Genomic DNA, 26,995 nt, shown 5'->3' on the forward strand with positions numbered 1-26,995 from the left:
GACGCCCCAAAAAAGGATCTTAGAATGCGGTGCGTCGGGCACGAAGCCTGGCCGTATCCAGACGGATAGATGCGGCGACCGTGCATCGTCCGGTCGATAGGGCCTGAAGCGGTACCATGGACTAAGGCAAAAAACTCAGTCCATGACGCCAAGCCCGGTTAGTCCTCTATCGACACCCCGTTCGCCAAAAGCTGCCAGTCCGCTTACAGCCACTTACCGGCCATTCCGAAAGTAAGTAGTTGCTCGGATTGGACAATTTAATGCGAATACAGCGACTGAACGACTGGGTCAGCGGTTCCAATCCCATCAAGGCGAGGGATGAGTTGGGTATGCCGCTCCGAATAGCCCCATTTGTCACATCACTGAAAAACTTCTGACCTAACGAGGCTTTCCGGGCCTCCGCTCAGGGTGCGGCCGTCGATCAGGAGTGACGAAATCATGTTGGAACGTGTTGGCAGCGGATCGAAAGAGGTCGAAACCCTGGTCGTGGACCTCGGCCAGAAAGACGTGACCGGCCGTTCTGCATCGGCAAAAACCATCGACGCCAGCGAAATACGCAAGATCGCGCCGAGCGGCAACGGGCAGGCACTCGACATCTCCGCTGCGCGGGGCTTCGTCGGGTTTACGCCGAGCAAACGCGGCGGCGCCGCGATCCTGGTCGATGCAAAGGTGAGCACGCCCGAAACCGACCCGGGCACCGATCTCAAGATCGACCTCGACGGTTTCTCGCCGCTGCCCTCCAGCAATCTCGCCAGCTATTCGTTCAACGACGTCATGGCGGCGATCATGATCGGCACCGGGCTGGCCGGCAAGGGCATTGCCGCCAACGGCTCAGGCGACGGACGCTTCTTCGCCGGCAGCGGCGGCGACGCCTGGATCGCCGAGCGCATGTTCGCCACCAAGGATAATGGCTGGAGCAAGACCATCCAAAGTCTCGATCTGCCTTATATCGACAGCGACTATCTGACATCCAGCCTCAAGAAGATGGACCTTGTCATGTCGGGTTCGGATGCCATCGAGCCGGTCGTGGAGCGCCCGATCGACGAGAAAGACATCCTGGAAAGCAAGGTGCTGCGCGGTTACGCTCCGTCGACCGCCTATGAGCCGACGCTGAAGAAGCTCGACGAACTCAAATACGGCATTCTCGGCGACGCCGTGAAGGACGTGAACCGGGATTTCGTAGCGCCCCACAATATGGACCACCTCGACCAGCTGGCGCCGGAACAGAAGGCAACGCTGCTCTACGATCTCATCGAGATCAAACAGCAGTTCAACGGCTATATGAACCAGTATGGCGACAGCGTGCCCGATGGCGAGCGCGTCGGCAAGGACCTCGACGCGCGGATCGAAAAGCTGACGGCCGATCCCGCGACGCAGCAGCATCTCTCAGATATCTTCGCAAGCGGCATGAAGGAATATTTGCAGCAACCGGAGAATTCCGATCTGCTCACCAACATCGAAGACGTCTATCTGATCGATATCGGCGGCGGCAAGGCGATCGACCGGGCGCTGAGCGCCGGCAAGAGCTTCGAAGATGCCCTGAAGGATTATTATTCCGAACTCAACACGCTCGTCGATCTCCTGCCCCAGGATTATATCGACGCGCATCTCGACGCCGCGAACGTCACCTTCTCAAACATCATCAAGGAACATTATATCGGCGACGGCCAGGGTGTCGATCTCGAGCAGTTGCTGTCGGGTCCGGATGACACATTTGTGCCCGGCGCAACGAATGACGCCATCAGCCAGTTGGCAAACACCTTCGCCGAGGATTTCATCAGCAAAAACGGCCCGGCAGATGGCGGCGAAACGCTGAAACAGAATCTGGCGCAGGACATAGCACGCGACGTCGACGGCGTTCTGCGCATGGTGCGCGGCGGCATGAAGCTCGACGCCGCGGTCGCCTCCTTCAAGGATTCGCTCGACCTGCCGCGCCAGACCCGCACACCTGCTGGCATCGATGCCGAAGTGTACAAGGCCGGCCTCGTCCATGCGGTCCAGATGCTCAGCATGTCGAGCGTGCTGGTGGCGCGCGGCCTCGGTGTGGGCGGCAAGTGGACGCCGGCCGATATCGCCGCTGCGGTCGGCTCGGCGACGCAGATCGTTGGCATGACGATGGAGGGTCTCGGCAAGAACCTCGACGTTGCCGGCAAGCCGTTCAGCGCCTTCGGTAGTCAGCCGGGCAGCTGGGGCAAGGGGATCTCCATGAGCTTCTCGCCGAAGACGATGGAAGCGGCGGGCAAGATTCTCGGTGCCGCCGGCGGCCTCGCCATGTCCGGCCTCGGCTTCTATCTGGCGTCGCGGTCGATGAAGACCGGCGACCGCGCCAAGGGCGCGCTCGAAATCATCGGCGGCATTGCCGGTACCGGCAACGCGCTTATCGGTTTTTCCGAAGCGATGCTTTATCTGACCAATGTCATGTCCCGCGCCTTTTCCGGACTCGAAACGGTGGCGCCGGAAGTGGTGACCATCTTCAGCAACGCCGCCAAAGCCGGCCTTGCGGCGGCCGGACTGGTCACCGGCCTCGTTGCCTCGGCCGTCGGGCTGGCACTTGGCCTGTGGGATATGGCCAATGGCGTGAAGAAGCTCGACAAGATGGAAAAGCAGCTGAACGAGAAGCTTGAGCGCTACACCGGCGAGTCCGTGCATCTCGAATTCAGGCCGGATCCGTCATTCATCTGGTAAAGGCATAGTCGGCGGCAACGATGACCGCCACCCCGGAAAAGCCTGGGAAATGCCCTGCGAGCCTGGTAAAAATGTGATTTAATCTCCCCGCGCGAGGTCGCTGCATTTATGCACCGCGATATCGCGATCGGGCTTGAATTATCGCGCAAAGGTCGATCTTATGCCTAACGTAAGGTAAACGACCTCATCCGCGAAAAGCGGACAAGAAAATCAAAGGGAACGCATGTCATCGATCGCACCAGCATCTTCGGATATCGATACGGTTTCATTTCTCAGGCTAAACGCCAATTCCGATCCGAAGTTCGAAAATTCGACAAGCCAGGGCAAGACCGCGAGCACCACGGTCAAGAAGGCATCGCCTTTTACCTATGACGGGATGACGACGGCAGGCCTGACGATTCTCTCCTCCACATCGGCGCAGACGAGTAGCCCGAAGTTCGTTTCGCAGGCCGCGACGTCAAATGGCGATTCCAGCCCTACCGCACCGATCCAGCCGGTCATCGATCTCCTGTTCAATTCCGATTTCATGAGCGAGATCAATCAGGGCTTCATGGAAGGGCTGAAGGACAAGGACAAGTCCTTCGAGAGCATCGACGTCGTCAAAAACCCTCAGAATTACACCGCCGAGCAGAAACTGATCATGTATCTCGATCTGCTTCAGACTAAGGCGACCTTCGGCAAATACAAGGACAGCCTCGGCGACAACCAGCGCGGCATCTACAACGACCAGGAGATCCTGAAGGATCTCGACAAGTCGATTGCAATCCTGGGCTCGGACGCCGACGTCAACTCACAGATGACGGAGAAGGCGCTGAAGGCCTTCAAGCTGATCTTCTCCGGTTATCGCGTCGCGCCGGCCGATACCAACAAGGACGCTTTCGAGATCATCAACGACACGATCACCCGTGACGAGAAGATGAAGGACCTGCGTACGAAGGTCGAGGATGCCTTTGAGCGCGACATCGTCAATGGCGGCCTACTGAATGACGGCCTGAAATCCGGCAAGGACGTCACCACCATTCTCAAGGAATATAATGCCGCCCTCGGCTTCTATTCCATGGTGCTTCCCGACGATTTCGTAAAGCAGCGCTCGGCGATCGCCGACAAGACCTATGCCGAATTCTTCGACAAGAACGTGCTGCCGACGATCTCCGATCCGACGACGGCGCTCGATGGCCTGATCCGCATGGGACTGGCCGGCAACAAGACCGAGCGGGAGCTGAAGGGGCTCGGCTCCATCCTGCCGGTTGTGGATTTCGACCAGTCGCTCGGGCTCGGCGGCAGTCTGTTCCCCGATCTCAAGATCGACCTCGACGGTTTGAAGAAGGTTGCCGCTTCCGAATTCGGCAGCACCGTGCCAAACAACATCACCCACCTGTTCAACCCGACCATCCAGGCGATGGCCAACCAGTTTCACGGGGGAGACAGCCCCGAGGTGCGCGATCAGTTCAAGGCCGATGTGAAGGCGCTTCTCGGCCCGCTGCTCGACAAGATCGGGGCCGGAGAAATCGGAGTCGGCGATCTTGCCGGCAATCTGGAGCGCATCACCTCGCAGCTGGCCGCCCCCGGTGGCAAGGAGGTCTGGGGCTACCGCCATGCGGTGCAGACCGCGCTCGAAGGGCTCGTCATGGGCGCCAGCCTTGTCTCGAAGATGTCGGCCAATGCTGAGTGGGACAAGAGCGTCTCGCCGCTGCCCTCCAGCAATCTCGCCAGCTATTCGTTCAACGACGTCATGGCGGCGATCATGATCGGCACCGGGCTGGCCGGCAAGGGCATTGCCGCCAACGGCTCAGGCGACGGACGCTTCTTCGCCGGCAGCGGCGGCGACGCCTGGATCGCCGAGCGCATGTTCGCCACCAAGGATAATGGCTGGAGCAAGACCATCCAGAGTCTCGATCTGCCCTATATCGACAGCGAATATCTGACATCCAGCCTGAAGGACATGGGACTTTCCATGTCGGGGCTGATGAAGACGCTGATGCCCGGCACGGATGTGATCGATCCGATCATCTTCGACGGCAAGACCGCCGAAGAGGCGATCAAGAAGATCATCGCTCCGAGCCTTGATGCGCTGGCGGAAACACTGTTCAGGGGCAATGCCGAGGCCATGGCGCAATACAAGACCAATTTCACGACGATCTTCACCGCGCTTTGGGCGACGATGCGCCCGGGCGGCAGCGTCGAAACCATCAAGGCCGACCTTGCTAAGCTGATCGACAAGACTGCGACGGCAGTGCCAGCGGGGGTCGATCCGGTCAAATACAAGGCGGCGCTCTCTTCCGGCGTGATGTCGGTGCTCACCGCCTCCCGGTCCATCTATGCCGGCCTCAACATGACGAGCCCGACCTGGGACAGCATCGGCATCGTCGTTCTGCACGCCCTTGGTGCGCTGGCGCATATGGGCAGTGCGCTCGGCTCGGCGATCAAAGCCTCGAATTTTTCGCTGCTGGATGGGATCGGCTCGCTCGTCGGCGTCTCCGACGAACTGGCGCGGGCGCAACGCAGCGTGCTCTCCGCCTTTTTCAAGAATACCGGGACGACGGTCGGCGCCGTTGCCGGGGTCGCCTGGCTGCCGGTGGAATATTACCAGTTCCTGCAAGGGCTCACGAGCGGCAAGGGCGACCCGGTCGATCTCATTTTCATGGGTATCGGAACGGTAGCGGACACGGTCGGCGCGATCGAAGGCATTGCAGGCGTTGCCAACATGCTGGTGAACTCCACCTTCCTCGGGCGCACGGGTGCAACGGTTGCCCTGGTCTCCGGCGCCTTCTCGCTCGGTTTTGCCGTTGCTTGCGCGGTGTCCTGGGCGGCCTGGTCAGGCTTTACCATCTACCAGAGCATCAAGCAGGAAAAGGCCTTCCACAAGCAGACCGACATGATGAACGACATGCTCAAGCGCACGGTCAACGACACGGTCGGCATCTACGCCAAGACCGGCCCGATCGTCGGCGCCAAGGGCGGCGTCACCCCCGCGCCCCGCGACCCGGGACAGCGCGAGCTTACGCCTGAGAACTGGGACGCGATCACCGCCGATGTCGAGAAGCGCCGCGGTACGGCGGTGGGCTGATCCGGGACGCGTTCGCAACACCAAATATCTGAGTGTTCACAGGCCCGTTGGCGTAGAGCGGTCGGGCCTGTGAACATTCGAACAAATTTAAGTATAAACTTCATGCGCAATCTGGATATCTGCTGCGTTTTATGGATAAAACGTTCCATTTTAATATAAAGATCGCTAAATTTATCATAGCCGACTGTACGTTCTGGAAATTAACCATCGGTTAAGTTTAAACAATTGACCAGCCGTTTTTTTATCCATATCAAATCATGCATTCATTTTGATAAATTCCTTGATGGAAGTGCTCATATGGCCGTAGATGCGGTGAATTCCGACCTGAACTTGGCGCCTGCAGACCCTGTCTCGGTGGAGCTGACGACTGATAAGACGGGTTCCACAGGCACCACCGGCAGCACGACGAAAAAGGTCGATCCGAACAGCGAGAGCGAGGTTCTCTCCGCTGCCGTGGACGCATTTCTGCCGGGCATGATTTCCAACACCCTGATGCTGAACAATTCGCTTTTCAATTTCGCCAAGGAGGCGATCGACGAAGGCAGCGACGAGTAGCGTTCCTGTTCATCGTTTGCAGTTGACATGTACCGAGTTGAGGAATTGCAATGAGTGGAGAAGTACTTTCCGGCCGCGCCTTCACGCCGCCCTTCGATGGCGTATCGACGGGCAATGTCCTGAAGACCTCGGAGATCGTGGCGGAGCGGATCGGGCTGCAGCCGGCGGATTTCGCTGGCATTCGGCCAACCGAACTCACCTCCATTCCCAATACCCAGGGCCGCAAGATCGCGCCTGAGTCCGACGCCGTCCTGCCCTCCTATTCACCGGAAGGCAATACCACGCCCTCCAGCATTCTCGACCGGCTGTCGGCTTTCTTCATGCCGGTGGCCGGAAACGGCCAGCTGGAGACGCCGCTGGTGCGATTTACCGCGGACAAGGATCAGAGCGGCCCGAAGATCGAAGACATCACGACATCAATCGACCGGCTGGAGAAATCACAGCAATTCGCAACCGGCACGACGCTGCTGTCGTCGCTCACCCAGTCGGTGATGTCGTCATCCAAACGGCTGACGCAGGGCCAGTGAACATCATGATCACATCGGCCCTTTCGAGATCATCGATCTCTTCGCCCGCGCGCAAAGTCCTTCCGAAGGCCGCAATGCTTGCCCTCTGCCTGTTCCTCGCCGCCTGCAGCCAGGACGTGCTCACGGGGCTCGATCAGCGCGATGCGCTGGATGCCCAGGTGCTGCTCGAACGCGCCGGCATTTCCGTCACCATGAAGAGCGAAAAGGGCGGGACCTATGCGATCACCGCTGAATCAACCGATCATGCCCGGGCGATCGAGCTGCTGGCGGGCGCCGGTCTGCCGCGTCAGTCGTTTGGAAATGTCGCCGAACTCTTTGCCGGCAACGGCTTCCTCGTGACACCTTACGAACAGAAAGCCCGGATGAGCTACGCCATCGAGCAGCAGCTTGCCGAAACGCTTTCCGGGCTCGACGGCGTGGCGACGGCGCGCGTCCATGTGGTGCTGCCGGAGGAGAACGGCCGCGGGCTCATCAAGGAGAAGGCGAGGGCAGCGGCCGTGCTGCAATATCGCCCCGGCGCCAATCTCAACGAGATCGACATGAAGAGCCGGTCCGTTCTGGTCAACAGCATCCGTGATCTCTCTTACGAAGATGTCTCGGTGGTGGTCAGCCCCTGGTCGGAGGTCGGCGCGCCGGCGGCGGTAGCGGCGGCACCGGCCCCGGCGGCAACCGTGACGCCGGCGCCCGCTACAGCGCCATCCTCGATGGTGCAAAGCGCTCTCTCGGCTTTCAAAGGCCCCAATCTTGCCGTGATCGGCGCCATCATCCTCGCCATCGGGGCATGCCTGCTGCTGCTGTTTCCGCAGCGGAAGGAGCGCTGAGCATGCGCACGCCGCGTGCGGACGGCGAGGCGATCTCGAATGCGGCGAGGATCCGCAAGGCAGCGCTGCTTTCCGCGGATATGCTGACGGCCGCCCGATGGGATGGGATCGCGCCGCTCCTTGCCGACGGATCCACCCTGTCGCCGCGGCTGCATCGGCGGCTTTTCACTGAGATAGCGGAAGCCCATGGCGATCCCGCCACGTTTGCCGACGGCGCCCGCCGCCTGACTTCCATGGCCACGGACGGACGCGCAACGGCCGCGCTCCGGGCGGGCCTCGCCTATCATCTCGCAGCCTTCTGCCCCGCGGTCGATCGCCCGACCCTTACGAGGCTCAGGGCCGCCTACGGCGAGGAAGCGGTCGCATTCGCTCTCGGCCACATCAATCTTTCCGCGGCAACGCCGCCGCTCGATCTGTTGAGCGAGCAGGCAAGGCAGGTCGTCGAGGCCGATGGCTGGTCGATGCTGGCACTTCTGGCAGACGAATACCGGATCTCCGCGGCTTGGCGGTCGGCGGGCTGGCGCGACATGGCTGAAAACGGCTCGGCTTCCCTCTTAAAGGGCCCGGCGCTCGCCCTGGCGGCGGCAGCCGTCGACGAGGTCGCCGCCTTAAAGGAAGGCGCCGGACGATGAGCTCGGGATTTGCACGCCACGACCGCATCATTCCGGCGGAGAGTTTCGGCCAGATCACAGAGGCGGCGCAAATTCTGGAGGCTGCCCAACGGGACGCCGCCCAATCTCAGGCCACACTTGCAGCCGCCAGCGAGCAAGCCGCCCAAAACGGCTATCGCGACGGGTTCGAACAGGGCGTTCGCGATGCCGCCGCACGGCTTGCCGCCTCGCTCGGAAAAGCCGAACGGGAAATTGCCAATCTCGACAGCTGGGTCGAGGCGGTGGTTCTGAAATCGGTCGGACTGATCCTCGGATCGATGGAGGCCGACGAACGCACGAGGCGATTGGTCCGCCACGCCATATCCCAGACCGCTGAGGCGCAGGAGATCGTCCTGCATGTCGCCCCCGACAATGCCGCCATGATCGCCCGGGCAATTGCGGACATCGATCATCGCATCACCATCGAAACGGATCCGCTGATGTCTGCCGGCGAGATTATTCTGGAGACGTCGGCGGGACGAAGCCAGATCGGCTTGAAAGACCAGCTCGCCACCGTGACCGAGGCCCTCGTCCATGGTTGACGCGTTGCTTCGGATGGAGCGGACACTCGAACAAACGGACGTGCGGCGGCAGAGCGGCCGCGTAAAGAGTGTGTCGGGCCTGCTGGTGCGGGCGCTCATCCCCTCGGTCAGGATCGGCGAGCTTTGTGAACTGCATGAGCCGGGCAGGGGTCGCATCGGCCTTGCCGATGTCGTCGGCATCGACGGCGAGACGGCGCTTCTCTCGCTTCACGGCGAAACCCGCGGCATCTCCCAGCGCACGGAAATCATCCCGACCGGCCGGGAACCGACGGTCTCTGTCGGCAGTTTCCTAATCGGCGCGATCGTCGACGCACACGGTAATGTCCTGCGTCCCTCCGCCAATCCCGGCGGCGAGGACGCGCGCTTCCTGCAGCCGCTCTATGGCCAGCCGGTCGATCCTCTGTCGCGCCGCCCCATCCGCCAGCCGTTTACCTCGGGAATTGCTGCCCTGGACGGATTGCTGACCTGCGGCCAGGGCCAACGCATCGGTATTTTCGGCGCGCCCGGCGCCGGCAAGTCGACGCTGGTGTCCCAGATCGTCGCCAACAGCAAGGCCGATGTGATCGTCTGCGCCCTGGTGGGCGAACGCGGACGCGAGGTCGGCGAATTCGTTGCCGGCAACATGCCGGAAGGCGTTCCGTCGAATGTGGCGCTGGTTGTCGCCACATCCGATCGCCCGGCGCTGGAGCGGTTCAAGGCGGTGATGACAGCAACGGCGATCGCCGAATATTTTCGCGAGCAGGGAAAACATGTGCTGCTCGTCATCGACAGCGTCACCCGCATGGCCCGCGCCTTGCGCGAAGTCGGACTTGCTGCCGGCGAACCGCCGGTGCGGCGCGGCTTTCCGCCTTCCGTATTCGCCGTCTTGCCGCAGATCTTCGAGCGCGCCGGCAACAGCGCAAACGGCACGATGACGGCTTTCTATACGGTCCTCGTCGAAGGCGAAGAGCAGGACGATCCGATTGCCGAAGAAACCAGGTCGCTGCTGGACGGCCATATCGTGCTCTCCGACAAGATTGCCAGGGCGGGCAATTTTCCGGCGATCGATGTTCTGGCCAGCCGAAGCCGGACGATGAGCGCGGTGGTGAGCGAGAGCCATCGCCAGGCAGCCGACAAGCTGCGCGCCCTGCTTGCCCTCTATGACGAAGTGGAACTGCTTATCCGCGTCGGCGAATATCGCCAGGGGCGCGATGCCGCTGTCGACGAGGCCGTCGCCAAACACGGCCTCATCCAGCGCTTCCTGTTTGACGGCCAGGGCAAGCCGCAGCCGTTCGGCGCGATCGTCGAAGCCCTCGATGAGCTTGTCCGATGAATGTCGCCGCGCCCGCATGGCCCCACGCATCGATGGCCGGGAACTTCTTTTCCCGTTCCGGCACGATGATGCGCGCCGCCTGGCAAATTCCGGTCCGGGAGCAGACGCTTTCCGTTCGCCCGCTGGCCCCCGATATCGCAGCCGCGCGGACCACCGATCCGGTCGGCATTCTCTGCCACGTCGGTAAACGTGAGCAGATGCTGATTGCGTCGGCCGGCGCATTGCGGCTGCTGGCCGAAAGACTGGAACCGCTGCTCCTATGGGAAAAACTGTCGCCGTCTGAAAAGGCGGCCGTGGTCGAACACCTGTTCGCCGAGGCTTTCGAGGCAATCGAGAATAGGATCGGCATGAGCCTGTCGCTGCTGCAGATCGACGCCGAGACGCAGCCGGATGTCAGCTGCAATTTCGGCTTCGACATCGGCTGGAACGGCATGAGCCTGCCCTTGAGCGGCCGCTTCGATGAAACCGCCCTTGCCGGCCTGGTCGGCTGGGCAAGCCGCCTGCCGCGCCGCACGCTCAATGTCCTGACGACGGCGGTCAGCATCCGGCGCGGTTATGCCGTGCTGTCGGTCAGTGAAATCAAATCCCTGCGGTTGGGGGACGGCATCGTCATCGATGGCGGGGCACCGGAGACCGTGGTCGCGATCACGGGTGAACGTTACCTTGCAACCTGCATGCGATCGGACAAAGGCGCGGTCCTCACCGAACCACTCCTGTCGACGCCAACCGGACCAATGAGGCATTTCATGACAAATGAAACCGTCGATCAGGAATTGCAGGGCGAGCCGCGTCCGTCGCCTGTCGACAGCATCCCGATCAAGCTGGTCTTCGATGCAGGACGGCTGGAGTTGCCGCTGCGCACACTCGAAATGATCGGCGAGGGTTATGTGTTCAACCTCGACAGGCCATTGTCGGACGCCGTCGATATCATCGCCCAAGGCCGCGTTATCGGACGGGGCGAAATCATCTCCGTGGATGGATTGAGCGCCGTTCGCGTCACGGCGCTGCACGACTGATGGAACAGAGCTTTCCTCTTGCCCAGAGCCTCGTGGCGATGGCGGCGATCTCGATGCTGCCGGTTATTGCCGTGATCGCGACCTCCTTCACCAAGATTTCGGTCGTCCTGCTGATCGTGCGTAATGCGATCGGCATCCAACAGACGCCGCCGAATCTCCTGGTCTTTGCGATTGCCATCGTGCTCTCGGCCTTCGTGATGAACCCGGTGCTGCAAAACAGCTGGCAATTGCTGCTCGCCCATAGCGGCGATTTCGGCACGGTCAGTGGCATGGTGGACGGCATGATCAAGGTGGCGGCACCGCTGAAGGATTTCATGCTGAAATTTTCCGACGCCGAGGTGCGCGAATTTTTCGTGCAGGCGTCGCAGAAGATCTGGGCAAACGCGCCGGCAACCCCCATTGCCTCCGATGACATCACCGTGCTGACGCCGAGCTTCCTCGTTTCGGAACTGACGCGGGCCTTCGAAATCGGATTTCTGATCTATCTGCCCTTTCTGATGATCGACTTTGCCGTTTCCGCCATTCTGGTGGCGCTCGGCATGCAGATGATGTCCCCGACCGTGGTGTCGACACCGCTGAAGCTGCTGCTGTTCGTCTCGATCGATGGCTGGCGGCGATTGCTGGAAGGTCTGGTGCTGTCCTATGCGCAGTGAGCATCGCCCCTTCCCGAAAACCCCGGTTCGCGTGCCTGCCACGCGAAAGGCTTGCCGTCATGAGTGAAGACCAGGTCGCAGCCGAAATCGGCATGTCCGTCATGGCGACCTTCGCCTTGGCCGGCCCCATTCTGGGCCTGGCCGCGCTTCTCGGGCTGATCATCGCCATTTTCCAGGCGGCAACGCAGATCCAGGAGCAGACCATCGCGCAGATCGTCAAGATTTTCGTGATCTCCATCACCCTGCTGCTGTTCGGCCGGGTGCTGGCAACGCTGCTGATCGAACATTCCGTTCATATCCTTAACGACTTCCCGACCATGGTTCAGTGAGGCGAGGCGGATGGGGCCGGATCATCTTCCGCTCGTCGGCATCGAGGTCGCGGCACCGGCCGCAGCGATGCTCGGCGCCGCGCGTGCGCTCGGGATCCTGCTGATCTTCCCGCTCTTCTCGCTGTTCAGCATCGTCGGCATTCTGCGTTTCGGCCTGGCAATCGGCCTTTCGGCGCCCTCCGTCGCCTTCGCCTATTCGGTGCTGGCTCTCGGAGATACGTCCTGGTTCGATCTGGCCACCCTTTCGATGAAGGAGCTTTGCTTCGGGGCGCTGATCGGCATGGGGCTCGGCATTCCCTTCTGGGCGGCCCAGGCGGCGGGCGATATGACCGATGTCTATCGCGGCGCCAATGCCGCCAATCTCTTCGACCAGATCAACGCGCTGGAAACCGCGCCGCTCGGCTCGCTGATGATGTCGATCGCCCTGGTGATTTTCGTCAGTGCCGGCGGCATCATCGATCTGGTCACGATCTTCTATAAGTCCTTCGAGCTCTGGCCGCTCTTCAAGCTCATGCCCACTATCCCCGACGATCCGCTCGACATGATATCAGGTGTTTTCGGCCGGCTGTTCAAAGCGGCCGGGTTACTCGCCGCCCCGTTCATGATCGTCACCTGCGCGCTTGAATTATCGCTGGCCTTCGTCGGCCGCTCGTCCAAACAATTCCCGCTGAACGACAGCCTGCCGGCCATCAAGAACTTCGCGGTCATGGTCATCCTCGTGATCTACACGGCCTTCATCTCCAGCTATTTCCACGATCTCTGGATCGATGGATTCAACGAGGTCAAAGCCATGCTGGAGGTGACCGATGGCCAAAAATGACGATACCGAGGAAAAAACCCTGCCGCCGAGCCGGGTGAAGCTCGATCGTCTTCGGCGCGAGGGCCAGGTTCCCCGCTCGAAGGAAATCCCGGTTGCGATTTCCGTCCTTGCCATCGCCGTCTACGTCACCTGGGGCTTGCCTGATATCCTCGAGGATTTCACCCGCAGTTTCGATGCCGGCCTGCAGTCCGCCGCGCGGGCCGACCTCTCCGACGCCGTCACTGTCGGCTTGAGCGAAACCGGCGTGGCGCTGCTCGATCTCATCTGGCTGCCGCTTGCCATAGGTCTTGCCGCAACCATCCTGGTCGCGATCCTCGACGGGCAGGGGTTTCCCGTATCGTTCAAACATATGAGCTTCGATTTTAACCGGCTCAATCCGTTCGAGGGCATCAAGAGGCTTTTTTCGCTCGCGAGCATCGCTGAGTTCGTCAAGGGGCTCGTCAAGTTTGTCCTGCTCGCGGCGGCCGGCGGCGGTGCGATCCTCTATTTTCTCAACAGCATCTTCTGGTCGCCTCTTTGCAGAGAAGCATGCACGCTCTCCGCGGCAGCCCATCTCCTCGGCTCGATCCTCGTCATTGCCGCCGGCATCATGGTGGCGGCGGCGTTTTTCGATATTCGCATTTCGCGCGCGCTGTTCAGGCACGAACACCGGATGACCAGGACGGAGGCGCGGCGCGAATACAAGGATACTCAGGGGGACCCGAAGCTGAAATCGGCGCGCCAGCAGATCGGCGCGGAAATGCGTAGCAGCTCGCCGCGCAGGCAAGGGCCTGCCCGGCAATGAAAAAGCGGGAGCCTAAGGCGCCCGCTTGATCTCAATTTGCGGTTCCAGTCGTCGGGCGTCTCAAACGCCCGATTGATTGTCACCCACACGCGTACAATTCTTCACATCGTCCAGCGTGATCTCGGACAGGAACGTCGCGCCGGCAAGCGAGCTGTCGGTGCGGAAGACGTTACTGCCGTTGGAGAACGCCCCGCCATCGATGGTGACGTCGCCGGCGCTTTTTACCGTCAGCGCATCCTCGCCGACATTCTGCCAATTGACGTTTTCGAGCGTCGGGCCGCCATAGACGTGAATGCCGTCGGGGCCATTCTCGCCGAGATTGACATTCTTGAGCGTCGCGCCGTTCTTGAAAATGAACAGCGGCGATTGGGTTTCGGACTGGCCGCCATCGCCGAGCTTGGACGAGGCCGTATAGGTCGCCCCCTTGCCGTCGAACACGCCTCCATCCACGACGATCGGCTCATTGACCACGATGACGCTGCCCTCTTTCGAGAGGTCGGGCATTTCCGTCGTGGTCTGCAAAGTCGTGGCCTGTTTCTCGTCGGAGTCTGACTGCCAGTTGATGTGCTTGCGCAGCACATCCTTGGGGTCGGACTCAGTGCCGTTTTCCGACGTTTCCCGCGAATTCCGGCACATAGGAAGTCAGCATCGGCGGGTTGCCGGAGAAATCTTCGAAGGGCGAAACCTTGCGGGTTCGGATGGCGGTGAAATCCGTGTCGGCCCTATTGCTGCCGCCAAGGCAACCGGACTCAAGGTCGAAACGGGACGTTCTGTCGAAGTCTATGGGCCTTTGTCCATCTACGCCACACATTGCATTCACCCCAGTTGGTCTCGTCTACTTCACCTGCTCTATGAGCCTGGCCTCTGTTTGGAGCCGGCAGCGTTCCGGATTTGCCCGATCTCTCCGACGGTTTCGATCGTTATATCCCTGTCGATCTCCGCCGCCGCCAGCACCGGAATGCGGCAGTTGTGGTGGATCATCAGCGTCTGGGTGAGCAGGCGCCATTCGCCCGGCACGATGATGACGGGATCGTAACCCCGCTCGTTGGTGTCCTCGAGAGCCTGCCTGGCTTTTTCGGCCAGCAGGCGCAGTCTTTCGGCTATCTCGATCTTCTCGGTCGCTCCAGCGGCATCATAGGACCGGATGAAGTGGTCCCATTCGGCCGGAAGCACCAGCGCCGGCAGCAATCCGCGCCGGTCGAGAAGCCCGAAGGCGATCTGCTTGACCAGCGCGGCGCGCGCCATTTCGGCCACGGCATCCGGCGCGTGATCGGTGCCGGCGTGCAGCATCACTTCCAGCAGTCCGCGCGGCTGGGAAAGCGTCACGCCGGAATCCAGCAGGCGCCTGACGACCGCGACCGTCAGCATCAGCGGCACCTGGGTGGCGACGTCGATCGCCAGTTTGCCGAGACGCGGTTCGAGGCTCCCCAGCCATTGTGCCGCGTCGTCGACGCTGAACAGGGCGCCGATATGGCGGCGGACGATGCGCACGATGTCGTCGGCAATCTGTTCGGCCGTCCGTTCAGGACCGCAGTTGACGAGGCCGGCGGGCACATTTTCGACCTGAAGATGGATCAGATCCTCGGCCATGCGGGGATCGGCGTTGAACGTCGGCACCGTCACGGAGACGCCGACGGCGCGCGCCGCCAGGCGAATCCGCGCGTCCAGCATTTCGCCGAGCCGCATCGCCTCAAGCCGCGCCAGCGTTTCCACCGCGCCGGTGGCGATGACGGGATCGCCATATTTCGCCCTGTCGAGCGGATAGGAATTGGCGCTTTCCACGGCATTCGCCGATCCGGCCGCGGCAGGGCCCCCGCGCCGGCGATGAATCATGAAGGCTAGGCCCGCCAGACACAGGCCGATCGCGGCGAGCACGCTCGTCGGAAATCCCGGGACGAAGCCCGCGCAGATCGTCAGCGCCGCCGCAATCGTCAATGCGCGGGGCTCCCGGAAGAGTTCGCGGCCGATATCGCTGCCGAGACTGCCGTTGCCGTCATCGGACACGCGGGTCACGACGATACCGGCCGAGACTGCCATCAGAATCGACGGAATCTGCGACACCAGACCGTCGCCGATCGACAGCAGCGTATAGAGATGGGCAGCCTCGGCGAAGCTCAGCCCCTTCTGGAAGATACCGATCGCCAGGCCGCCTATGAGATTGACGGCGACGATCACCAATCCTGCGACCGCATCGCCCTTGACGAAGCGCATGGCGCCGTCCATCGCGCCGAAGAACTGGCTCTCCTGTTCGAGACGCGACCGGCGCTTTTGCGCAGCTTCCGTGGTGATATGGCCGTTGCGCAGGTCGCTGTCGATGGCGAGCTGCTTGCCCGGCATAGCATCGAGCGTGAAACGCGCGCCGACCTCGGCGATACGCTCGGCGCCCTTCGTCACCACGATGAACTGCACCAGCGCCACGATCAGAAAAATGATCAGGCCGACGACGACATTTCCCGCAACGACGAAATCGCCGAAGGCCATGATGATCTCGCCGGCATCGGCATCCGCCAGCACGAGCCGCGTCGAGGAAATCGTCAAGGCCAAGCGGAACAGCGTGCCGATCAGAATGACCGCGGGAAAGGTCGAGATTTCAAGCACGCTCTTCAGATAGGTCGTGGTGATCAGCACCACGAAAGCGAAGGAGAGATTGAAGGCGATCAGCACGTCCAGAACGATTGTCGGAAGCGGCAGCACCATCATCGTCACGACGGAGGCGAAAAACACCGCAAGCAGCATATCGGTTCGCTGCGCAAGCATGGCGATGGCGGATGACCTTACCTTCATGATCCGGCTTCCGACGCCATCGCCTATTCTTGTTCGCTGCTGGAAATTTCGGCGAGCTTCGGCTCGGCACTGCCGGCGGAGGCGAAATTGACCGTATCGTCCTCACTGTCACGGGAAACGATCATCTGGTCTTTGCCGATCTCCTTGATCCGCCAGCCGCTCGAAACGACATCGCCTTCCTCGTATCGGCGGCCGTCGGAGCCGATGATGAACCTGACTGGCGTATAGCCGGCGGCGGCGACGAAGCCGTCGAGACCGGAAGAGAAGGCGGTGAGATCGACGATGGAAACGGAACCGCGCCGGCTCATCGAGGCGATGATGCTGCGCAGCTTGGTCTTGTCGGGCAGGCCGAGAGGCCGCGATCCTTCGCCGATGCGAATTTCGTCGGCGGTGGCGACGATGCTCAGATCTTGGGGAAGCTGAGCCATGCGAATGGCCTGGCGGATTTCGGCAGCGATCGCCGCCGATGACGGCGCCGGTTCGGGTGCGGCGGAAACCCTGACGGCCGGGCCTTCGTGAGCCGGCGCGTCGCTGTTGTAAAGGCCGACCAGCAAAAGCATCGCCGCGAGCCCGAGAAGGCCGGCAGCCGCAATCCGGCGTCGCGCGAACCGCCCGCGCCCGGCGCCGAGACCTTCGAGTTCGCAGGCCGTGCCGTCGAAGGAGATGCTCTGTCTCGTTGTAAGGCTCATCGTTCGATCACGCGGGATGGAATGACCATCGATCACCACGTCATCCCGCAGCGCGGTCAACGACACCGCGTCGGAGCCGCGGGAGCGCTGCAGACTGATGGCAAAGGCGGGTTCCGGTTTGGCGCCGAGGATGATCAGGTCGCAATCGGCGCTGCCGCCGACAACCTGCCGCTCCGCCGTCAACGGCAGAATGGAGCTGCGCCCGGCGCGCGTGATACGCAAGACCGGTCCGCCGCGGCCTGACGCAGCGTTGCCGGCGTTACCTCTGAATGTCGGCGAAGAGGGATCTAGATTCATAGCCATCTTGTTCCCGAACCGTCCGTCGAGCGGCTTTTATTGTCTTCGAGAGCGGGGAAGCGAGACGGGCGAACCCGTCGCGCCATTGTTTCAATCAGCCTGGGCCGATCTTCTTGATGGCGTTTGCGACGCCGTTGATCTTGGTGATTTCAGTTGCAACCTGCAGGCTCTGCGCGGTCGCTTCGTTCTGGGCCGACTTGAAGGCGGAAATCGCCGAGCCGATACCCGCATCGAGTGTCGAAGTACTAGTGCTGGTAGCCATGTCTTGAACTCCTTGCATGGTTTTGGCGGCCAAAACCTTGCAGAATTCCGGATCGAATTCAATAGCTTATGTTAAAAAGTTATTAATTCGCGATATGTACAACAATTGCGCGAAATGGATATCCGTCCTGTTCCCAGCGGACCGATCATCTGCAACAGTAGATCAGATAATTAATAACAGACTGGATTTCGCAGCCCCCTGATTTCCTTCGTTCATTAGTTGTCGGGCGGCATCCGGATCGTGAGGTAAACTCAGATGTTTGCGCGTTTTGTTTACATGGCCGCTATCGGACTGCTGGTCTCCTTTCCTCCATCAGCCGGCGCCGGCGAGCGGGAGGTGCGCCTGGATGTCGTCTCCCTGCCGCTTGGCGATGTCGTCCAGACGCTGTCCTTCATGTCTGGCATCCCGGTCACGACAGTCGGGACGCTGAGCGGCAAGGTCGAGCACTGGTCCGTCCGAGAAAGCGGAGCCAAGGCCTTCGTCAAGCTTGGCGATGCCAGCAATCTCTTCGTCGCCTATGACGGCAGCCGCATCATCATCGCGCCTAAGCAGGAGGTCTCCACCGTTGTCCTCGATCGCGGCGACCGCAGCTGGAAGACCGAGCAAAACGCCATTCGCGCGCTGTTCCCGCTACTGCCGGACGATGCACTGCGTGAAGATCCCGCCAGCGGCTTGGTGCTGGTGCGCGGCCCCGCCGTCTTCACCAAGGCCGTCGAAGACGTGCTGAGCCGGCAGGAAGCCGACAGCATCAAGGTCATCAAGGGCGGCCAGCTGGAAATCCTGACGACGAACAACGGTGCCTGAGCGGCTGATATGAAGGCGCTGAAGTCTCTCAGGCAGTTACTGGAGATCCGCAGCCTGCGGGCGGACAATCTTTCCCGCAGCCTCTCCGAGGCGCGGGCGGACGCCGAAAACGCGCGGGAGCGGGAAGCGAAAGCCTCCGAAGCGCTCGACATCGCAGCAAGCCGGGCCGCAGGCAATCCTATCGTCGACGAATTGCGCAAGAGCGGCGTTATCTCCGCCGCCAAGCTTCAGGACGCGTTGATGCGACAATCCGTATTGCGCAGCCATGAAGCCGATGCCGGCCGATCGCTTGCGCAGCGCAAAGACGCCCGGTGCGCCGCGCAAGAGCGGGCAGAACAAGCCGCCGCCGATTTTTCGCGAGCACTGAAGGCGGTATTGCGCGCCGAATTTTCGCTTGAAGCAGCGGAGAAAGTCGACCGGTAGAGAGCTAAGAACCAGCAGATGAACCAACCGCCTTGGCAGCGAACCAGCGTAACCGCTGTCCTGATGCAACGTTCCGCGTCATCGCTTGATCATTGATGTTCAGCCTCAGCTTGAAATTAGTGCTCACGTTACGAATGCGAAACCTACCCGGGCTCCCCTCTTGTTCAGCAATGGCTGGATGGTGAACTTCGAGCGCATCACGATACGGAGTTGATCCGCGGCGTCGACCGGCCGTAATGGCTCCGCAGCTGGTGTCTTAAGCCAGGGTCCGAGTACGGCACGCTCATTCCAGCGCGTTTCCTCCGACCGCCATCTGTTTTTCTCCCGCCAAGCCTGTTTGCTCATCGTAGCTAGGAACTGCTCAACGGCCATGCCAATGATAACGCCCTCAAACAGCGCGGCGATTAGCAGTTCAGGAATTTCGAAGTCTGCAATGGCTATACCGCCCGAAGCGCCTACTGCGGCAGCCCCGATGATCAGCCGAGGTGCTGCTCACAGCACCAACCTTTGGCCATATTGCATGCCCCTCTCCGGATTTCCCGCCGCGATAGTACAACGCGCGTACCATATCCAAAAAAATGAGGTCTCGACCGCATGAAGCTTCCCCCGAGAAACCGATATTGGCTCTAGAGGACAGTCGACATCCGCTTCCGCTCAGGACGTTCCTACGTCGTGGCACGGCGCGATTTCGAGGCCAGCGCTCCGGCTTGTTGCTATGGAGCTCACGTTTTGGACGAGGAAGATCGCATAATGGATCGTCGGGGACGGCGTGATCGCGCTGCTTGTGGGGTCGATTCGGATCCAGCCGGTGGGATTCGGGTGGCGGAAGCGCTCGCGCACTGAGAGCCTGCGCAATCGACAAAGCTAAAAGCACCTTCGCGGGCCGAAGGAACCTGTCTTAAGGAAGGGGCGGGCCCGGCATTTCTCGCCTCGGTGGAGGTGGCGAATATCCGCCAGTTAGGTTCCTATTGCGGCGCGCATATCGCGCTTGTGAAATGCAATTAGCGGAGGCACGGAGACTTCCGGTTTCAACGGCGATTTTAGACGGGAAGCCGTCATGCTTGACGAGCAAGAAAAATATGCATTAGGCCTTGCTTGACAGAAGGGCAGCTCCGGTCTTTCATGGCGGCATTCACCAGGGGGGCCCGGCAAGGGGCTGAGATACTGCTGAACAATAAGGTGTTGCTTGTTGTGGCGCAGTGACCCGTTGAACCTGATCCAGTTCATACTGGCGTAGGGACGGTGCAAGCGCTCCAAGGCTTCGGATTCACGCGTGGAATCCATGCCGGCGTCTTTTCATCATTCCGGCTGACTGGGTCTCCAACTTTCAATTTGGAGCCTCAAACTATGACATTGCCGCAAAAAACTTCATCCCAACCGTCACCACCGGCCCGCTGCCAGTGTCGCGGAAGATCCATACCGGGAGTTATCCACAGTCATATCCGCGTGCCGATGCGCGGAATCAGCGTCCATCCGACCGCCGGCGAGCCGCCTTTCGTCGTCTATGATTCCTCCCATCCCGACACCGCCCGCAGCTACCGTGACGAGACCTTGCCGAAGGAAGCGCACAGGGTGGCGCATTTCTGCTCGATGCGCATATCGCACAACATCCGCGCCGAGGCGCAGAAGGAGGGGCTGGACGCGATGGCGGCGAAATACCGACAGGGCGGCGATCTTTACATGTCGGTCGTAGAGGCCGCTAAAATACCGATTGGAGGATGACCATGCGCGTTCTTGTCAAGGGGGCCGGCGTTGCCGGCCTCACCGTGGCCTGGCAGCTTTATCGCCAAGGCTTCCGTGTCACCCTTACGGAGCTGGCCGACAAGGTCGGGGGCGGCGCCTCCGGCCTTGCCGGCGGCATGCTCGCCCCGTGGTGCGAACGGGAAAGTGCGGAGGAACCGGTGCTGACGCTCGGTCGTAATGCCGCCGATTGGTGGGAGGCAGCATTGCCCGGCCACGTCAAACGCCGAGGAACGCTGGTGGTCGCGGGTGGGCGAGATACCGCCGAGCTGGACCGCTTTTCCCGCCGCACAAGCGGATGGGAATGGCTGGACGAGGCGGCGATCGCAGCTCTGGAGCCTGATCTCGCCGGCCGCTTCCGCAGGGCGTTGTTCTTCCGGCAGGAAGCGCACCTCGATCCACGGCAGGCGCTCTCGGGACTTGCGGCAGGACTGGAGAACGCCCGCGTGCTTCTCGTGTTCGGCGTCACGGGCAATGCGAACGTTGCCCATTATGACCGGGTGATCGACTGCACCGGTGCCGCCCAGATTGGCCAACTGCCCGAATTGCGTGGTGTTCGAGGCGAGATGCTCTGCGTCGAAACGCGCGAGGTCAGTCTCTCCCGCCCCGTCCGCCTGCTGCATCCGCGCCACCCGATCTACATCGTGCCGCGCGAGAAAAACCGCTTCATGGTCGGCGCGACGATGATCGAAAGCGACGATGCCGGCCCGGTTACCGCGCGTTCGCTGATGGAGTTGCTGAACGCCGCCTATGCGATGCATCCCGCCTTTGGCGAGGCACGGGTCACGGAAATCGGCGCAGGCGTGCGCCCCGCTTATCCCGACAATCTGCCGCGTGTGACACAGGAGGGATCCACCCTCCATGTCAACGGCCTCTATCGCCACGGCTTTCTGCTGGCGCCGGCGATGGCCGGCGAGGTGGCGCGGCGTCTTCTTACAGAACAGGGACAACCGGAAGGAGGGCCTCATGACCTTCATCATTAATGGCGAGGAACAGGAGGTCGCCGCCGCGACGCTCGCAGATCTGCTTCTCGCGTTGGACTACGAAGGCGGCTGGATCGCAACTGCGGTGAACGGTGAACTGGTGCACCGCGAGGACCGCGCCGATTTCAGGCTCGGCGAAGGCGACCGCATTGAAATTCTCTCACCCATGCAAGGAGGCTGAGATGCTGAAACTTTACGATGTTGAGGTCGGCTCAAGGCTGCTGCTTGGCACCGCACGCTATCCGTCTCCCGCCGTCCTTGCAGAAGCCGTGAGACGCTCGAAGACGGAGATCGTCACCGTCTCGCTGCGGCGCGAGGCCGCCGGCGGCAAGGCGGGCGGCGCCTTCTTCGAGCTGATTCGCGAGCTTGGCGTGCGCGTGTTGCCGAATACGGCCGGATGCCACAGCGTACAGGAGGCGGTGCTGACGGCAAAGATGGCGCGCGACGTCTTCCGCACCGACTGGATCAAGCTCGAGGTGATCGGTCATCACGATACGCTGCAGCCCGACGTATTCGGACTTGTCGAGGCGGCCCGCATCCTGTCGGGCGAGGGCTTTCAGGTCTTCCCCTATACGACCGACGATCTTGTGGTCGCCGAAAAGCTGCTAGATGCCGGTTGCCGCGTTCTGATGCCTTGGTGTGCGCCGATCGGCTCCGCGATGGGACCGGTGACCCCGATGGCGCTACGGGCATTCCGAGCACATTTTCCGGATGTGCCGCTCATCGTCGATGCCGGCGTCGGCCGCCCGTCTCACGCCGCCGCTGTCATGGAATACGGCTATGATGCCGTACTTCTCAACACCGCCGTTGCCGGCGCTGGTGATCCCGCCGCCATGGCTGAGGCCTTCGCGCTTGCCATCGATGCCGGCCGTCTCGCGTATGGCGCCGTGCCGCTGGAGCCGCGCGACATGGCCGTTCCTTCTACTCCCGTCATCGGAAAGGCCGTCTTCTCATGAAGCTCGACCCCTTCTATCTTATCGTCGACAGCGCCGAATGGATCGAGCGTCTGGTGCCGCTCGGCGTCAAACTCGTCCAGTTGCGCATCAAGGACCGTTCGGAGCCAGTGCTTCGCCAGGAGATCCGGCGTTCGAAGGCCGCCTGTGCCGCAGCGGCCTGCCAATTGATCATCAACGACTACTGGAAGCTGGCGATCGATGAGGGCTGCGATTTCATTCATCTCGGGCAGGAGGACCTGATGGCTGCCGATCTGGCTGCCATTCGCCGCGCCGGCCTGAAGCTCGGCCTTTCCACGCACGACATAGCGGAACTAGAGACGGCGCTAGCCGCCCGTCCGGATTACGTGGCATTCGGACCGGTCTGGCCCACGGTGCTCAAAGAGATGAGATGGACGCCACAAGGCGTCGAACGCATTGCGAACTGGCGGCGGCGTGTCGGGCCGATGCCGCTCGTTGCCATCGGCGGGATCACCGCCGAGCGCGCGCCGCTGGTACTGGAAAACGGCGCCGATAGCGCTGCCGTGGTCACCGATATCACCCGCAACCCGGATCCCGAGGCCTGCACACGACAGTGGCTGGCCGCGACCGCGCCTTGGCGGTCCGTGACTGAGAGGCCGCACCTGGGCTCTCTACAATGAAAAGGCAACAATAAAGAGGACCAAAAGGCGGATGCGTCAGGGGCTCGCGACCACCGCTCGCTGGTTCAGACGCTGACTGAGGCACCATCGGAAGGTTACTATCGAACATCCGATCTTTGCAACGCAACGATGCCGCAGTGGTTCAGTGATCGGGCTGGCCGAGGGCGGGTCGAAACTTTGAAGTAAGGCTCTCTTCATAGAGTTAGCGCTCGCTGCAAATCATCGTGCTCGAACGCACTGGCCATACGGTTGATCTCGGCTGACCGCGCACCGACCGCCTTTGCGGTCTCGCGCCACCTTGCTGTGGAGGTCGCGACTTCCTTAATGATCGCGCGAGCCTGGGCGAGCGTGAGGGCGAAGAACCCGGCAGTTTCTTCCAGCAGATCAAGGGAGCAGGTGCCCTCATCAAGATCTATGTTGGTCGTCAGGACGCGCGCCTTGACGTCAGTAGGCACTGGATTGAGGTCATAGGCAGGGGACAACGACCAGCCGGCTTTGCCGAGCCACAGAAAGCCGTGATTTCTCAGGTGGTCATCGACGTTGGAAATCAGCACATTGAAGGCGACGCGGCGATAAAGCGCGTGCGCATCGGTCTTTCCCTGCGCGCCGTGTTCGGCCAAGGCGTCTACGATCTCCGGATAGCTTCCACGCTCGCCGTCCTTTGCGCCCATCATCGCCATCGCGGACAGGAAGGGGATCCGGACAGCACCATCACGGTCGAAGCGACGCGAGAGCATGACCTTCTTGCCGGCGACGTCGATGAGCTCGTGGAGGGGCGTGACAATGCCGGCTTGTTCAGCCAGTTGCAGAGCGACCTCTTCCCATGTCTCCATGCTGTAGTCGTCGGTTTCCTTAGGAAACTTGGCGATCGAGAGATGGCCATGTTGATCGATAACAGAAGCCTTCGGACGCGCTCCACCAAGCGAGGAGCCAGGCGCGAAGATAAGTTGGAGGTCTTCGTCGGTTTCCTCATCGCGCAGAATACGTTCGGTGATCTGCAGTAGGCGGCCGAGCTCGATGAGGGCGGGAACGCCGGCACGGATCGGCGCCTGGAATTCCTCGTCGCCAACCCGGCGGAACCGGAGCGCGCCGAGCCGTGTCTCGTCGGCGACCCCAAGCAGATAGTCGCTTTCGGCCAGCGTGCGAACGGCCCGGCCATCGCGCTCAGCCATGCGCCTTTCCGAGCGTTGCATGAGGCGTCGGCCCCATGTATCGGGTGCCGAGTCACCAATAGAGCCAAAGTTTGCGAGGCCGGCGGGTGGGGCGAACGCTCCCCGGCTCAGAGCTAGAGCGGGCTCCAGCGAGAAGCGGCCGGGGTCCTCTAGCCAGGCACGGTCATACTCAAACACGATCGTTTCGGCACCACGGACGCGATTGCTTCGCGCCAGTCCGATCGGACGGGTGTGACCGTGAAGGTCGAGATGAACTTCAAAATCAGCCATCGCGTGACGATCCCGGCGATCGCTTTGGGTGAGCGTGCTTGGGCAACTCCGCACTGGCCAAAGATTGGCCGACGCTGTCGTTACTGATGTCGGCGACTTGGCTCAGCCCAACTAGCAGGCCGAGTGCCTGGAGGACGCCTGCATAGATGCCGATGCTGACATTGGTGTCGCCGGCCTCGATCTTTTGAAGCGTTGAGCGTGAGGTGAAGGCACGTTCGGCTACTACCGCCATAGGCAGGCGGCGACGTCGACGTGCGTCGTGGATGTCTGCGCCCAGTTTGCGCAGCGCGCGCCGCACAGCGGCCGGAGGGTTATGAGGTGTAGGCATTTGTCACCTTCGCACTGCAGATAGGCCTAATATGTAGCACGAAGATGACAATTTTGCCAGAGGGATGGTCAGGTAGAAAAGCCGTTCGTCGAGCGCCACCCCGTCTGGTTCGTTTGCCGAGCAATCCTGCGAATAACTAGCGGTGTCCAATTCTCACCCTAAACTTCATCAGCAAGCAAGCAAGCAAGCAAGCAAGCAAGCAAGCGGAAAGTGAACCGTATCTTTGGCAACGTCAAAGATGGTGGAGTCGATATCGTTCGGCGTCCCGCTTGCCGCCAGGTCCCCCTTGTCCCTGATAAAGTTACGAACGTTCGCATAAGGTATCAAAAACGCTCTTCCGGGCTGTGCAAAGCAAATGACCGGGAACAACGAAAATCGCCTCAGCGGTCATGCCGAGCGGGCGCTGCTCCATGACGGCCGCTGCGGAGGGGAGCTTCGGCCAGTGATGCATGCGGGTTTCGGAGCCCATCGTCTCACGCACGAAGGAGATCATGTCTAAAGCCGGGATCCAGGGAGCACTGGGACGCGCCGTTTAATCGCCAAGCAGCGAAGATCGGCCGGCTGCACCTCGCAAGCGCCCGGACATTGCGCCTAAGCGGCATTTGGTTGCTGACGTGGCCGGAGAGATAGGCTTCCGCCGCTGCACCGGTATGCCATTCCTTCAATGTTACATCTCCGTTACGATCCCCACCGCATCTTGTCCGGTTCACAACAATGCTGTCCTCGATTAATCCTTCATAGGCTAGCTAAGAAGCGGAAAATATTACAGATTCCGTGTTCCGAACCTCACCGGAGGAGACTGCCATGAGTCTTGAACTCCTAGAACTAAGCGGCGAGCAATCCCCGTGGTGGAACGTGTCGCGTACGGTCGAAGTCTTTTGAATCTTGAAAGGGAAATACATGGCAGGTCTGCGTCAGTTCGCACTCTACGGAAAGGGGTATCGGCAAGTTCACGGCCTCTCAAAATACGCCCACTGCCCTTGTCGACCTCGAGAAGCTGGTTCAACCCGCCTAATTCTAAATCCGAAAGCCCAGGACACGGTGTTACAACTGGCGGCGAATAGGTCCGGTTGAGGATCTGGAGTTCGCGGAGAAACATACCGCCACTGAAATATCGAGACGGAAATCTCGCTTGTGAAGCGCTTTTCGTCAACCCCGTCGGCGCATGCCAGCCGCTTGCCGGTGTTGTTGCGGCCGCCCGGTTTCGAGGGGGCCATGTCTTTCGTCCGGGCCAAGTTGCGTTTCGCCACAGGTCCCATTTGTCGCACCATTTTAAGGAAGGTGTTATCGGAGGCGGGTGTGGCCGTGGTTAAACCGCATCCAGCACTCAGGAGGATTTAAGCTGATGTCAAACGTCACCCCTGTCCCCGACAATGCTCTATTAGATGAGAAAGACGCTCTCGGCACGCCTTTCGTTAAGTGTCTCTTGCGACTGATGCGTGCTCAAGACACCTTTGAATTGTGGCAAGAAAAATCGGACGCCGATTTGGTCTGTGATTTCATCGTGACGAGGCAGCAGCGTAGGGCGATTCCTCTCATCGGGGGACCTGACCTGGAGGTGCAGTGGCGGCTTGAGATCTTCTATGCCGCTGTGGCACTTGCTATAGAGGAGCAGTCCGGACTGATCGCGTCACCGGTGTTGACTGTGAACCATGAGGGATTCGGTCGGATATTACTTACGGCTGGGCGGCTCGTCGTACTGTCGAAGACGCTCCGCGACGTGCATCGATTTGGCTTCGACAACCTGCGAAAGCTTGCCGAGGCGGGAACTGGCCTGGTCGATAATGGCTTAACAACAATTAAGACCTATTCAGATGTAGCGCGCGTTTGAGTGCGGTTGAAATGGCTCATATAGGGCGGAATTCTTCGCTAATCTGGCCAGCAATCA

26 protein-coding genes, 3 pseudogenes and 1 riboswitch are annotated in these 26,995 nt (G+C 61.1%); of the genes and pseudogenes, 22 read left to right on the forward strand and 7 right to left on the reverse strand.

The window, feature by feature from the left end; all coding sequences use genetic code 11:
- The first annotated feature begins 438 nt into the window (after positions 1 to 438).
- From B5E41_RS26590 to B5E41_RS26650, 13 genes are all read left to right on the forward strand, one after another.
- Positions 439 to 2,685, forward strand: coding sequence for a hypothetical protein (locus tag B5E41_RS26590; RefSeq protein ID WP_088396734.1), 2,247 nt, complete (start codon positions 439 to 441; stop codon positions 2,683 to 2,685).
- Positions 2,686 to 2,908: 223 nt separating this feature from the next.
- Positions 2,909 to 5,752 (forward strand): hypothetical protein, encoded by a 2,844-nt coding sequence (locus B5E41_RS26595; RefSeq protein ID WP_088396735.1) that lies wholly within the window; start codon positions 2,909 to 2,911, stop codon positions 5,750 to 5,752.
- A 297-nt stretch (positions 5,753 to 6,049) separates the two neighbouring features.
- On the forward strand, positions 6,050 to 6,307 hold the full coding sequence (locus tag B5E41_RS26600) for a hypothetical protein (RefSeq protein ID WP_088396736.1): 258 nt from the start codon (positions 6,050 to 6,052) through the stop codon (positions 6,305 to 6,307).
- 50 nt (positions 6,308 to 6,357) lie between these two features.
- Positions 6,358 to 6,834, forward strand: coding sequence for a hypothetical protein (locus tag B5E41_RS26605; protein WP_088396737.1), 477 nt, complete (start codon positions 6,358 to 6,360; stop codon positions 6,832 to 6,834).
- Positions 6,831 to 7,655 (forward strand): type III secretion system inner membrane ring lipoprotein SctJ, encoded by an 825-nt coding sequence (gene sctJ, locus B5E41_RS26610; RefSeq protein ID WP_088396738.1) that lies wholly within the window; start codon positions 6,831 to 6,833, stop codon positions 7,653 to 7,655. The genes B5E41_RS26605 and sctJ overlap by 4 nt, the downstream gene beginning before the upstream one ends.
- 2 nt (positions 7,656 to 7,657) lie before the next feature.
- On the forward strand, positions 7,658 to 8,287 hold the full coding sequence (locus B5E41_RS26615; protein WP_088396739.1) for a hypothetical protein: 630 nt from the start codon (positions 7,658 to 7,660) through the stop codon (positions 8,285 to 8,287).
- A complete protein-coding gene (gene sctL, locus B5E41_RS26620; RefSeq protein WP_088396740.1) occupies positions 8,284 to 8,847 on the forward strand; it encodes a type III secretion system stator protein SctL in 564 nt (187 codons plus the stop codon). The genes B5E41_RS26615 and sctL overlap by 4 nt, the downstream gene beginning before the upstream one ends.
- Positions 8,840 to 10,159, forward strand: coding sequence for a FliI/YscN family ATPase (locus B5E41_RS26625; protein ID WP_088396741.1), 1,320 nt, complete (start codon positions 8,840 to 8,842; stop codon positions 10,157 to 10,159). The genes sctL and B5E41_RS26625 overlap by 8 nt, the downstream gene beginning before the upstream one ends.
- On the forward strand, positions 10,156 to 11,175 hold the full coding sequence (locus tag B5E41_RS26630) for a FliM/FliN family flagellar motor switch protein (protein WP_088396742.1): 1,020 nt from the start codon (positions 10,156 to 10,158) through the stop codon (positions 11,173 to 11,175). Before B5E41_RS26625 ends, B5E41_RS26630 begins: the two co-directional genes overlap by 4 nt.
- Entirely contained in the window at positions 11,175 to 11,828 is a 654-nt protein-coding gene (gene sctR / locus B5E41_RS26635; RefSeq protein WP_088396743.1) for a type III secretion system export apparatus subunit SctR, read from the forward strand. Before B5E41_RS26630 ends, sctR begins: the two co-directional genes overlap by 1 nt.
- A gap of 59 nt (positions 11,829 to 11,887) precedes the next feature.
- Positions 11,888 to 12,157 carry a flagellar biosynthetic protein FliQ gene (locus tag B5E41_RS26640; protein ID WP_088396744.1) on the forward strand — a complete coding sequence of 90 codons (270 nt, stop codon included), beginning with the start codon at positions 11,888 to 11,890 and terminating at the stop codon, positions 12,155 to 12,157.
- Positions 12,158 to 12,167: 10 nt separating this feature from the next.
- Complete coding sequence (locus B5E41_RS26645; RefSeq protein WP_088396745.1) at positions 12,168 to 12,977, forward strand: EscT/YscT/HrcT family type III secretion system export apparatus protein; 810 nt, start codon at positions 12,168 to 12,170, stop codon at positions 12,975 to 12,977.
- The gene (locus tag B5E41_RS26650) at positions 12,964 to 13,761 is read left to right on the forward strand and encodes an EscU/YscU/HrcU family type III secretion system export apparatus switch protein (RefSeq protein WP_088396746.1); all 798 of its coding nucleotides are present in this window, start codon (positions 12,964 to 12,966) and stop codon (positions 13,759 to 13,761) included. The genes B5E41_RS26645 and B5E41_RS26650 overlap by 14 nt, the downstream gene beginning before the upstream one ends.
- A 60-nt stretch (positions 13,762 to 13,821) precedes the next feature.
- Here B5E41_RS26650 and B5E41_RS26655 read toward each other — a convergent pair whose 3' ends face one another.
- From B5E41_RS26655 to B5E41_RS31915, 4 genes are all read right to left on the reverse strand, one after another.
- Entirely contained in the window at positions 13,822 to 14,397 is a 576-nt protein-coding gene (locus B5E41_RS26655) for a pectate lyase (protein ID WP_245303157.1), read from the reverse strand.
- Between the two features lie 213 nt (positions 14,398 to 14,610).
- The gene (locus tag B5E41_RS26660; protein ID WP_088396747.1) at positions 14,611 to 16,545 is read right to left on the reverse strand and encodes a flagellar biosynthesis protein FlhA; all 1,935 of its coding nucleotides are present in this window, start codon (positions 16,543 to 16,545) and stop codon (positions 14,611 to 14,613) included.
- Between the two features lie 23 nt (positions 16,546 to 16,568).
- Entirely contained in the window at positions 16,569 to 17,537 is a 969-nt protein-coding gene (locus tag B5E41_RS26665) for a SctD/MshK family protein (protein ID WP_088396748.1), read from the reverse strand.
- An 88-nt stretch (positions 17,538 to 17,625) separates the two neighbouring features.
- Entirely contained in the window at positions 17,626 to 17,793 is a 168-nt protein-coding gene (locus tag B5E41_RS31915) for a hypothetical protein (protein WP_007636000.1), read from the reverse strand.
- A 255-nt stretch (positions 17,794 to 18,048) separates the two neighbouring features.
- Between B5E41_RS31915 and B5E41_RS26670 the strand changes: the two genes are divergently transcribed.
- Both B5E41_RS26670 and B5E41_RS26675 read left to right on the forward strand, forming a co-directional pair.
- A complete protein-coding gene (locus tag B5E41_RS26670) occupies positions 18,049 to 18,597 on the forward strand; it encodes a hypothetical protein (protein WP_088396749.1) in 549 nt (182 codons plus the stop codon).
- A gap of 9 nt (positions 18,598 to 18,606) precedes the next feature.
- A complete protein-coding gene (locus tag B5E41_RS26675; protein WP_088396750.1) occupies positions 18,607 to 19,020 on the forward strand; it encodes a hypothetical protein in 414 nt (137 codons plus the stop codon).
- A 144-nt stretch (positions 19,021 to 19,164) separates the two neighbouring features.
- On the opposite strand, the pseudogene B5E41_RS32825 reads toward B5E41_RS26675, so the two are convergent.
- A pseudogene (locus B5E41_RS32825) lies at positions 19,165 to 19,500 on the reverse strand (DUF2726 domain-containing protein); the annotation flags it as partial.
- Positions 19,501 to 20,147: 647 nt separating this feature from the next.
- Positions 20,148 to 20,278, forward strand: a riboswitch (TPP riboswitch).
- 251 nt (positions 20,279 to 20,529) lie between these two features.
- Here B5E41_RS32825 and B5E41_RS26685 point away from each other — a divergent pair.
- From B5E41_RS26685 to B5E41_RS26705, 5 genes and pseudogenes are all read left to right on the forward strand, one after another.
- A pseudogene (locus B5E41_RS26685) lies at positions 20,530 to 20,742 on the forward strand (phosphomethylpyrimidine synthase ThiC); the annotation flags it as partial.
- Between the two features lie 2 nt (positions 20,743 to 20,744).
- Positions 20,745 to 21,743 (forward strand): glycine oxidase ThiO, encoded by a 999-nt coding sequence (thiO, locus tag B5E41_RS26690; RefSeq protein ID WP_176439496.1) that lies wholly within the window; start codon positions 20,745 to 20,747, stop codon positions 21,741 to 21,743.
- On the forward strand, positions 21,727 to 21,924 hold the full coding sequence (thiS, locus tag B5E41_RS26695; RefSeq protein ID WP_085780373.1) for a sulfur carrier protein ThiS: 198 nt from the start codon (positions 21,727 to 21,729) through the stop codon (positions 21,922 to 21,924). The genes thiO and thiS overlap by 17 nt, the downstream gene beginning before the upstream one ends.
- 1 nt (position 21,925) lies before the next feature.
- Positions 21,926 to 22,699, forward strand: coding sequence for a thiazole synthase (locus tag B5E41_RS26700; RefSeq protein ID WP_088396753.1), 774 nt, complete (start codon positions 21,926 to 21,928; stop codon positions 22,697 to 22,699).
- Complete coding sequence (locus B5E41_RS26705; protein ID WP_088396754.1) at positions 22,696 to 23,337, forward strand: thiamine phosphate synthase; 642 nt, start codon at positions 22,696 to 22,698, stop codon at positions 23,335 to 23,337. Before B5E41_RS26700 ends, B5E41_RS26705 begins: the two co-directional genes overlap by 4 nt.
- Positions 23,338 to 23,531: 194 nt before the next feature.
- On the opposite strand, the gene B5E41_RS26710 is transcribed toward B5E41_RS26705, so the two are convergent.
- Positions 23,532 to 24,779: a type II toxin-antitoxin system HipA family toxin gene (locus tag B5E41_RS26710; protein ID WP_088396755.1), complete on the reverse strand. Its 1,248-nt coding sequence runs from the start codon at positions 24,777 to 24,779 to the stop codon at positions 23,532 to 23,534.
- Positions 24,772 to 25,107 (reverse strand): helix-turn-helix domain-containing protein, encoded by a 336-nt coding sequence (locus B5E41_RS26715; protein WP_007635986.1) that lies wholly within the window; start codon positions 25,105 to 25,107, stop codon positions 24,772 to 24,774. Before B5E41_RS26715 ends, B5E41_RS26710 begins: the two co-directional genes overlap by 8 nt.
- A 900-nt stretch (positions 25,108 to 26,007) precedes the next feature.
- On the opposite strand from B5E41_RS26715, the pseudogene nifH reads away from it, so the two are divergent.
- Together nifH and B5E41_RS26730 are read left to right on the forward strand one after the other, a co-directional pair.
- A pseudogene (nifH, locus tag B5E41_RS32705) lies at positions 26,008 to 26,200 on the forward strand (nitrogenase reductase); the annotation flags it as partial.
- Positions 26,201 to 26,452: 252 nt separating this feature from the next.
- Positions 26,453 to 26,938 (forward strand): NifX-associated nitrogen fixation protein, encoded by a 486-nt coding sequence (locus B5E41_RS26730; protein WP_088396757.1) that lies wholly within the window; start codon positions 26,453 to 26,455, stop codon positions 26,936 to 26,938.
- Positions 26,939 to 26,995 lie beyond the last annotated feature (57 nt).

The sequence above is a fragment of the Rhizobium esperanzae genome, assembly GCF_002204185.1.
In the GTDB taxonomy this organism is placed as follows: domain Bacteria; phylum Pseudomonadota; class Alphaproteobacteria; order Rhizobiales; family Rhizobiaceae; genus Rhizobium; species Rhizobium esperanzae.

What these genes read in the sequence shown, in the direction of transcription:
- B5E41_RS31915 (WP_007636000.1), bottom strand. Translation starts at nt 17,793, where the DNA reads ATGGCTACCAGCACTAGTACTTCGACACTCGATGCGGGTATCGGCTCG.
- B5E41_RS26730 (WP_088396757.1), top strand. Translation starts at nt 26,453, where the DNA reads ATGTCAAACGTCACCCCTGTCCCCGACAATGCTCTATTAGATGAGAAA.
- thiO (WP_176439496.1), top strand. Translation starts at nt 20,745, where the DNA reads ATGCGCGTTCTTGTCAAGGGGGCCGGCGTTGCCGGCCTCACCGTGGCC.
- B5E41_RS26705 (WP_088396754.1), top strand. Translation starts at nt 22,696, where the DNA reads ATGAAGCTCGACCCCTTCTATCTTATCGTCGACAGCGCCGAATGGATC.
- B5E41_RS26660 (WP_088396747.1), bottom strand. Translation starts at nt 16,545, where the DNA reads ATGAAGGTAAGGTCATCCGCCATCGCCATGCTTGCGCAGCGAACCGAT.
- B5E41_RS26715 (WP_007635986.1), bottom strand. Translation starts at nt 25,107, where the DNA reads ATGCCTACACCTCATAACCCTCCGGCCGCTGTGCGGCGCGCGCTGCGC.
- B5E41_RS26640 (WP_088396744.1), top strand. Translation starts at nt 11,888, where the DNA reads ATGAGTGAAGACCAGGTCGCAGCCGAAATCGGCATGTCCGTCATGGCG.
- B5E41_RS26655 (WP_245303157.1), bottom strand. Translation starts at nt 14,397, where the DNA reads ATGTGCCGGAATTCGCGGGAAACGTCGGAAAACGGCACTGAGTCCGAC.
- B5E41_RS26600 (WP_088396736.1), top strand. Translation starts at nt 6,050, where the DNA reads ATGGCCGTAGATGCGGTGAATTCCGACCTGAACTTGGCGCCTGCAGAC.
- B5E41_RS26665 (WP_088396748.1), bottom strand. Translation starts at nt 17,537, where the DNA reads ATGGCTATGAATCTAGATCCCTCTTCGCCGACATTCAGAGGTAACGCC.
- B5E41_RS26615 (WP_088396739.1), top strand. Translation starts at nt 7,658, where the DNA reads ATGCGCACGCCGCGTGCGGACGGCGAGGCGATCTCGAATGCGGCGAGG.
- sctL (WP_088396740.1), top strand. Translation starts at nt 8,284, where the DNA reads ATGAGCTCGGGATTTGCACGCCACGACCGCATCATTCCGGCGGAGAGT.
- B5E41_RS26625 (WP_088396741.1), top strand. Translation starts at nt 8,840, where the DNA reads ATGGTTGACGCGTTGCTTCGGATGGAGCGGACACTCGAACAAACGGAC.
- B5E41_RS26650 (WP_088396746.1), top strand. Translation starts at nt 12,964, where the DNA reads ATGGCCAAAAATGACGATACCGAGGAAAAAACCCTGCCGCCGAGCCGG.
- B5E41_RS26710 (WP_088396755.1), bottom strand. Translation starts at nt 24,779, where the DNA reads ATGGCTGATTTTGAAGTTCATCTCGACCTTCACGGTCACACCCGTCCG.
- sctR (WP_088396743.1), top strand. Translation starts at nt 11,175, where the DNA reads ATGGAACAGAGCTTTCCTCTTGCCCAGAGCCTCGTGGCGATGGCGGCG.
- B5E41_RS26595 (WP_088396735.1), top strand. Translation starts at nt 2,909, where the DNA reads ATGTCATCGATCGCACCAGCATCTTCGGATATCGATACGGTTTCATTT.
- B5E41_RS26590 (WP_088396734.1), top strand. Translation starts at nt 439, where the DNA reads ATGTTGGAACGTGTTGGCAGCGGATCGAAAGAGGTCGAAACCCTGGTC.
- B5E41_RS26700 (WP_088396753.1), top strand. Translation starts at nt 21,926, where the DNA reads ATGCTGAAACTTTACGATGTTGAGGTCGGCTCAAGGCTGCTGCTTGGC.
- B5E41_RS26670 (WP_088396749.1), top strand. Translation starts at nt 18,049, where the DNA reads ATGTTTGCGCGTTTTGTTTACATGGCCGCTATCGGACTGCTGGTCTCC.
- B5E41_RS26630 (WP_088396742.1), top strand. Translation starts at nt 10,156, where the DNA reads ATGAATGTCGCCGCGCCCGCATGGCCCCACGCATCGATGGCCGGGAAC.
- B5E41_RS26605 (WP_088396737.1), top strand. Translation starts at nt 6,358, where the DNA reads ATGAGTGGAGAAGTACTTTCCGGCCGCGCCTTCACGCCGCCCTTCGAT.
- B5E41_RS26675 (WP_088396750.1), top strand. Translation starts at nt 18,607, where the DNA reads ATGAAGGCGCTGAAGTCTCTCAGGCAGTTACTGGAGATCCGCAGCCTG.
- thiS (WP_085780373.1), top strand. Translation starts at nt 21,727, where the DNA reads ATGACCTTCATCATTAATGGCGAGGAACAGGAGGTCGCCGCCGCGACG.
- B5E41_RS26645 (WP_088396745.1), top strand. Translation starts at nt 12,168, where the DNA reads ATGGGGCCGGATCATCTTCCGCTCGTCGGCATCGAGGTCGCGGCACCG.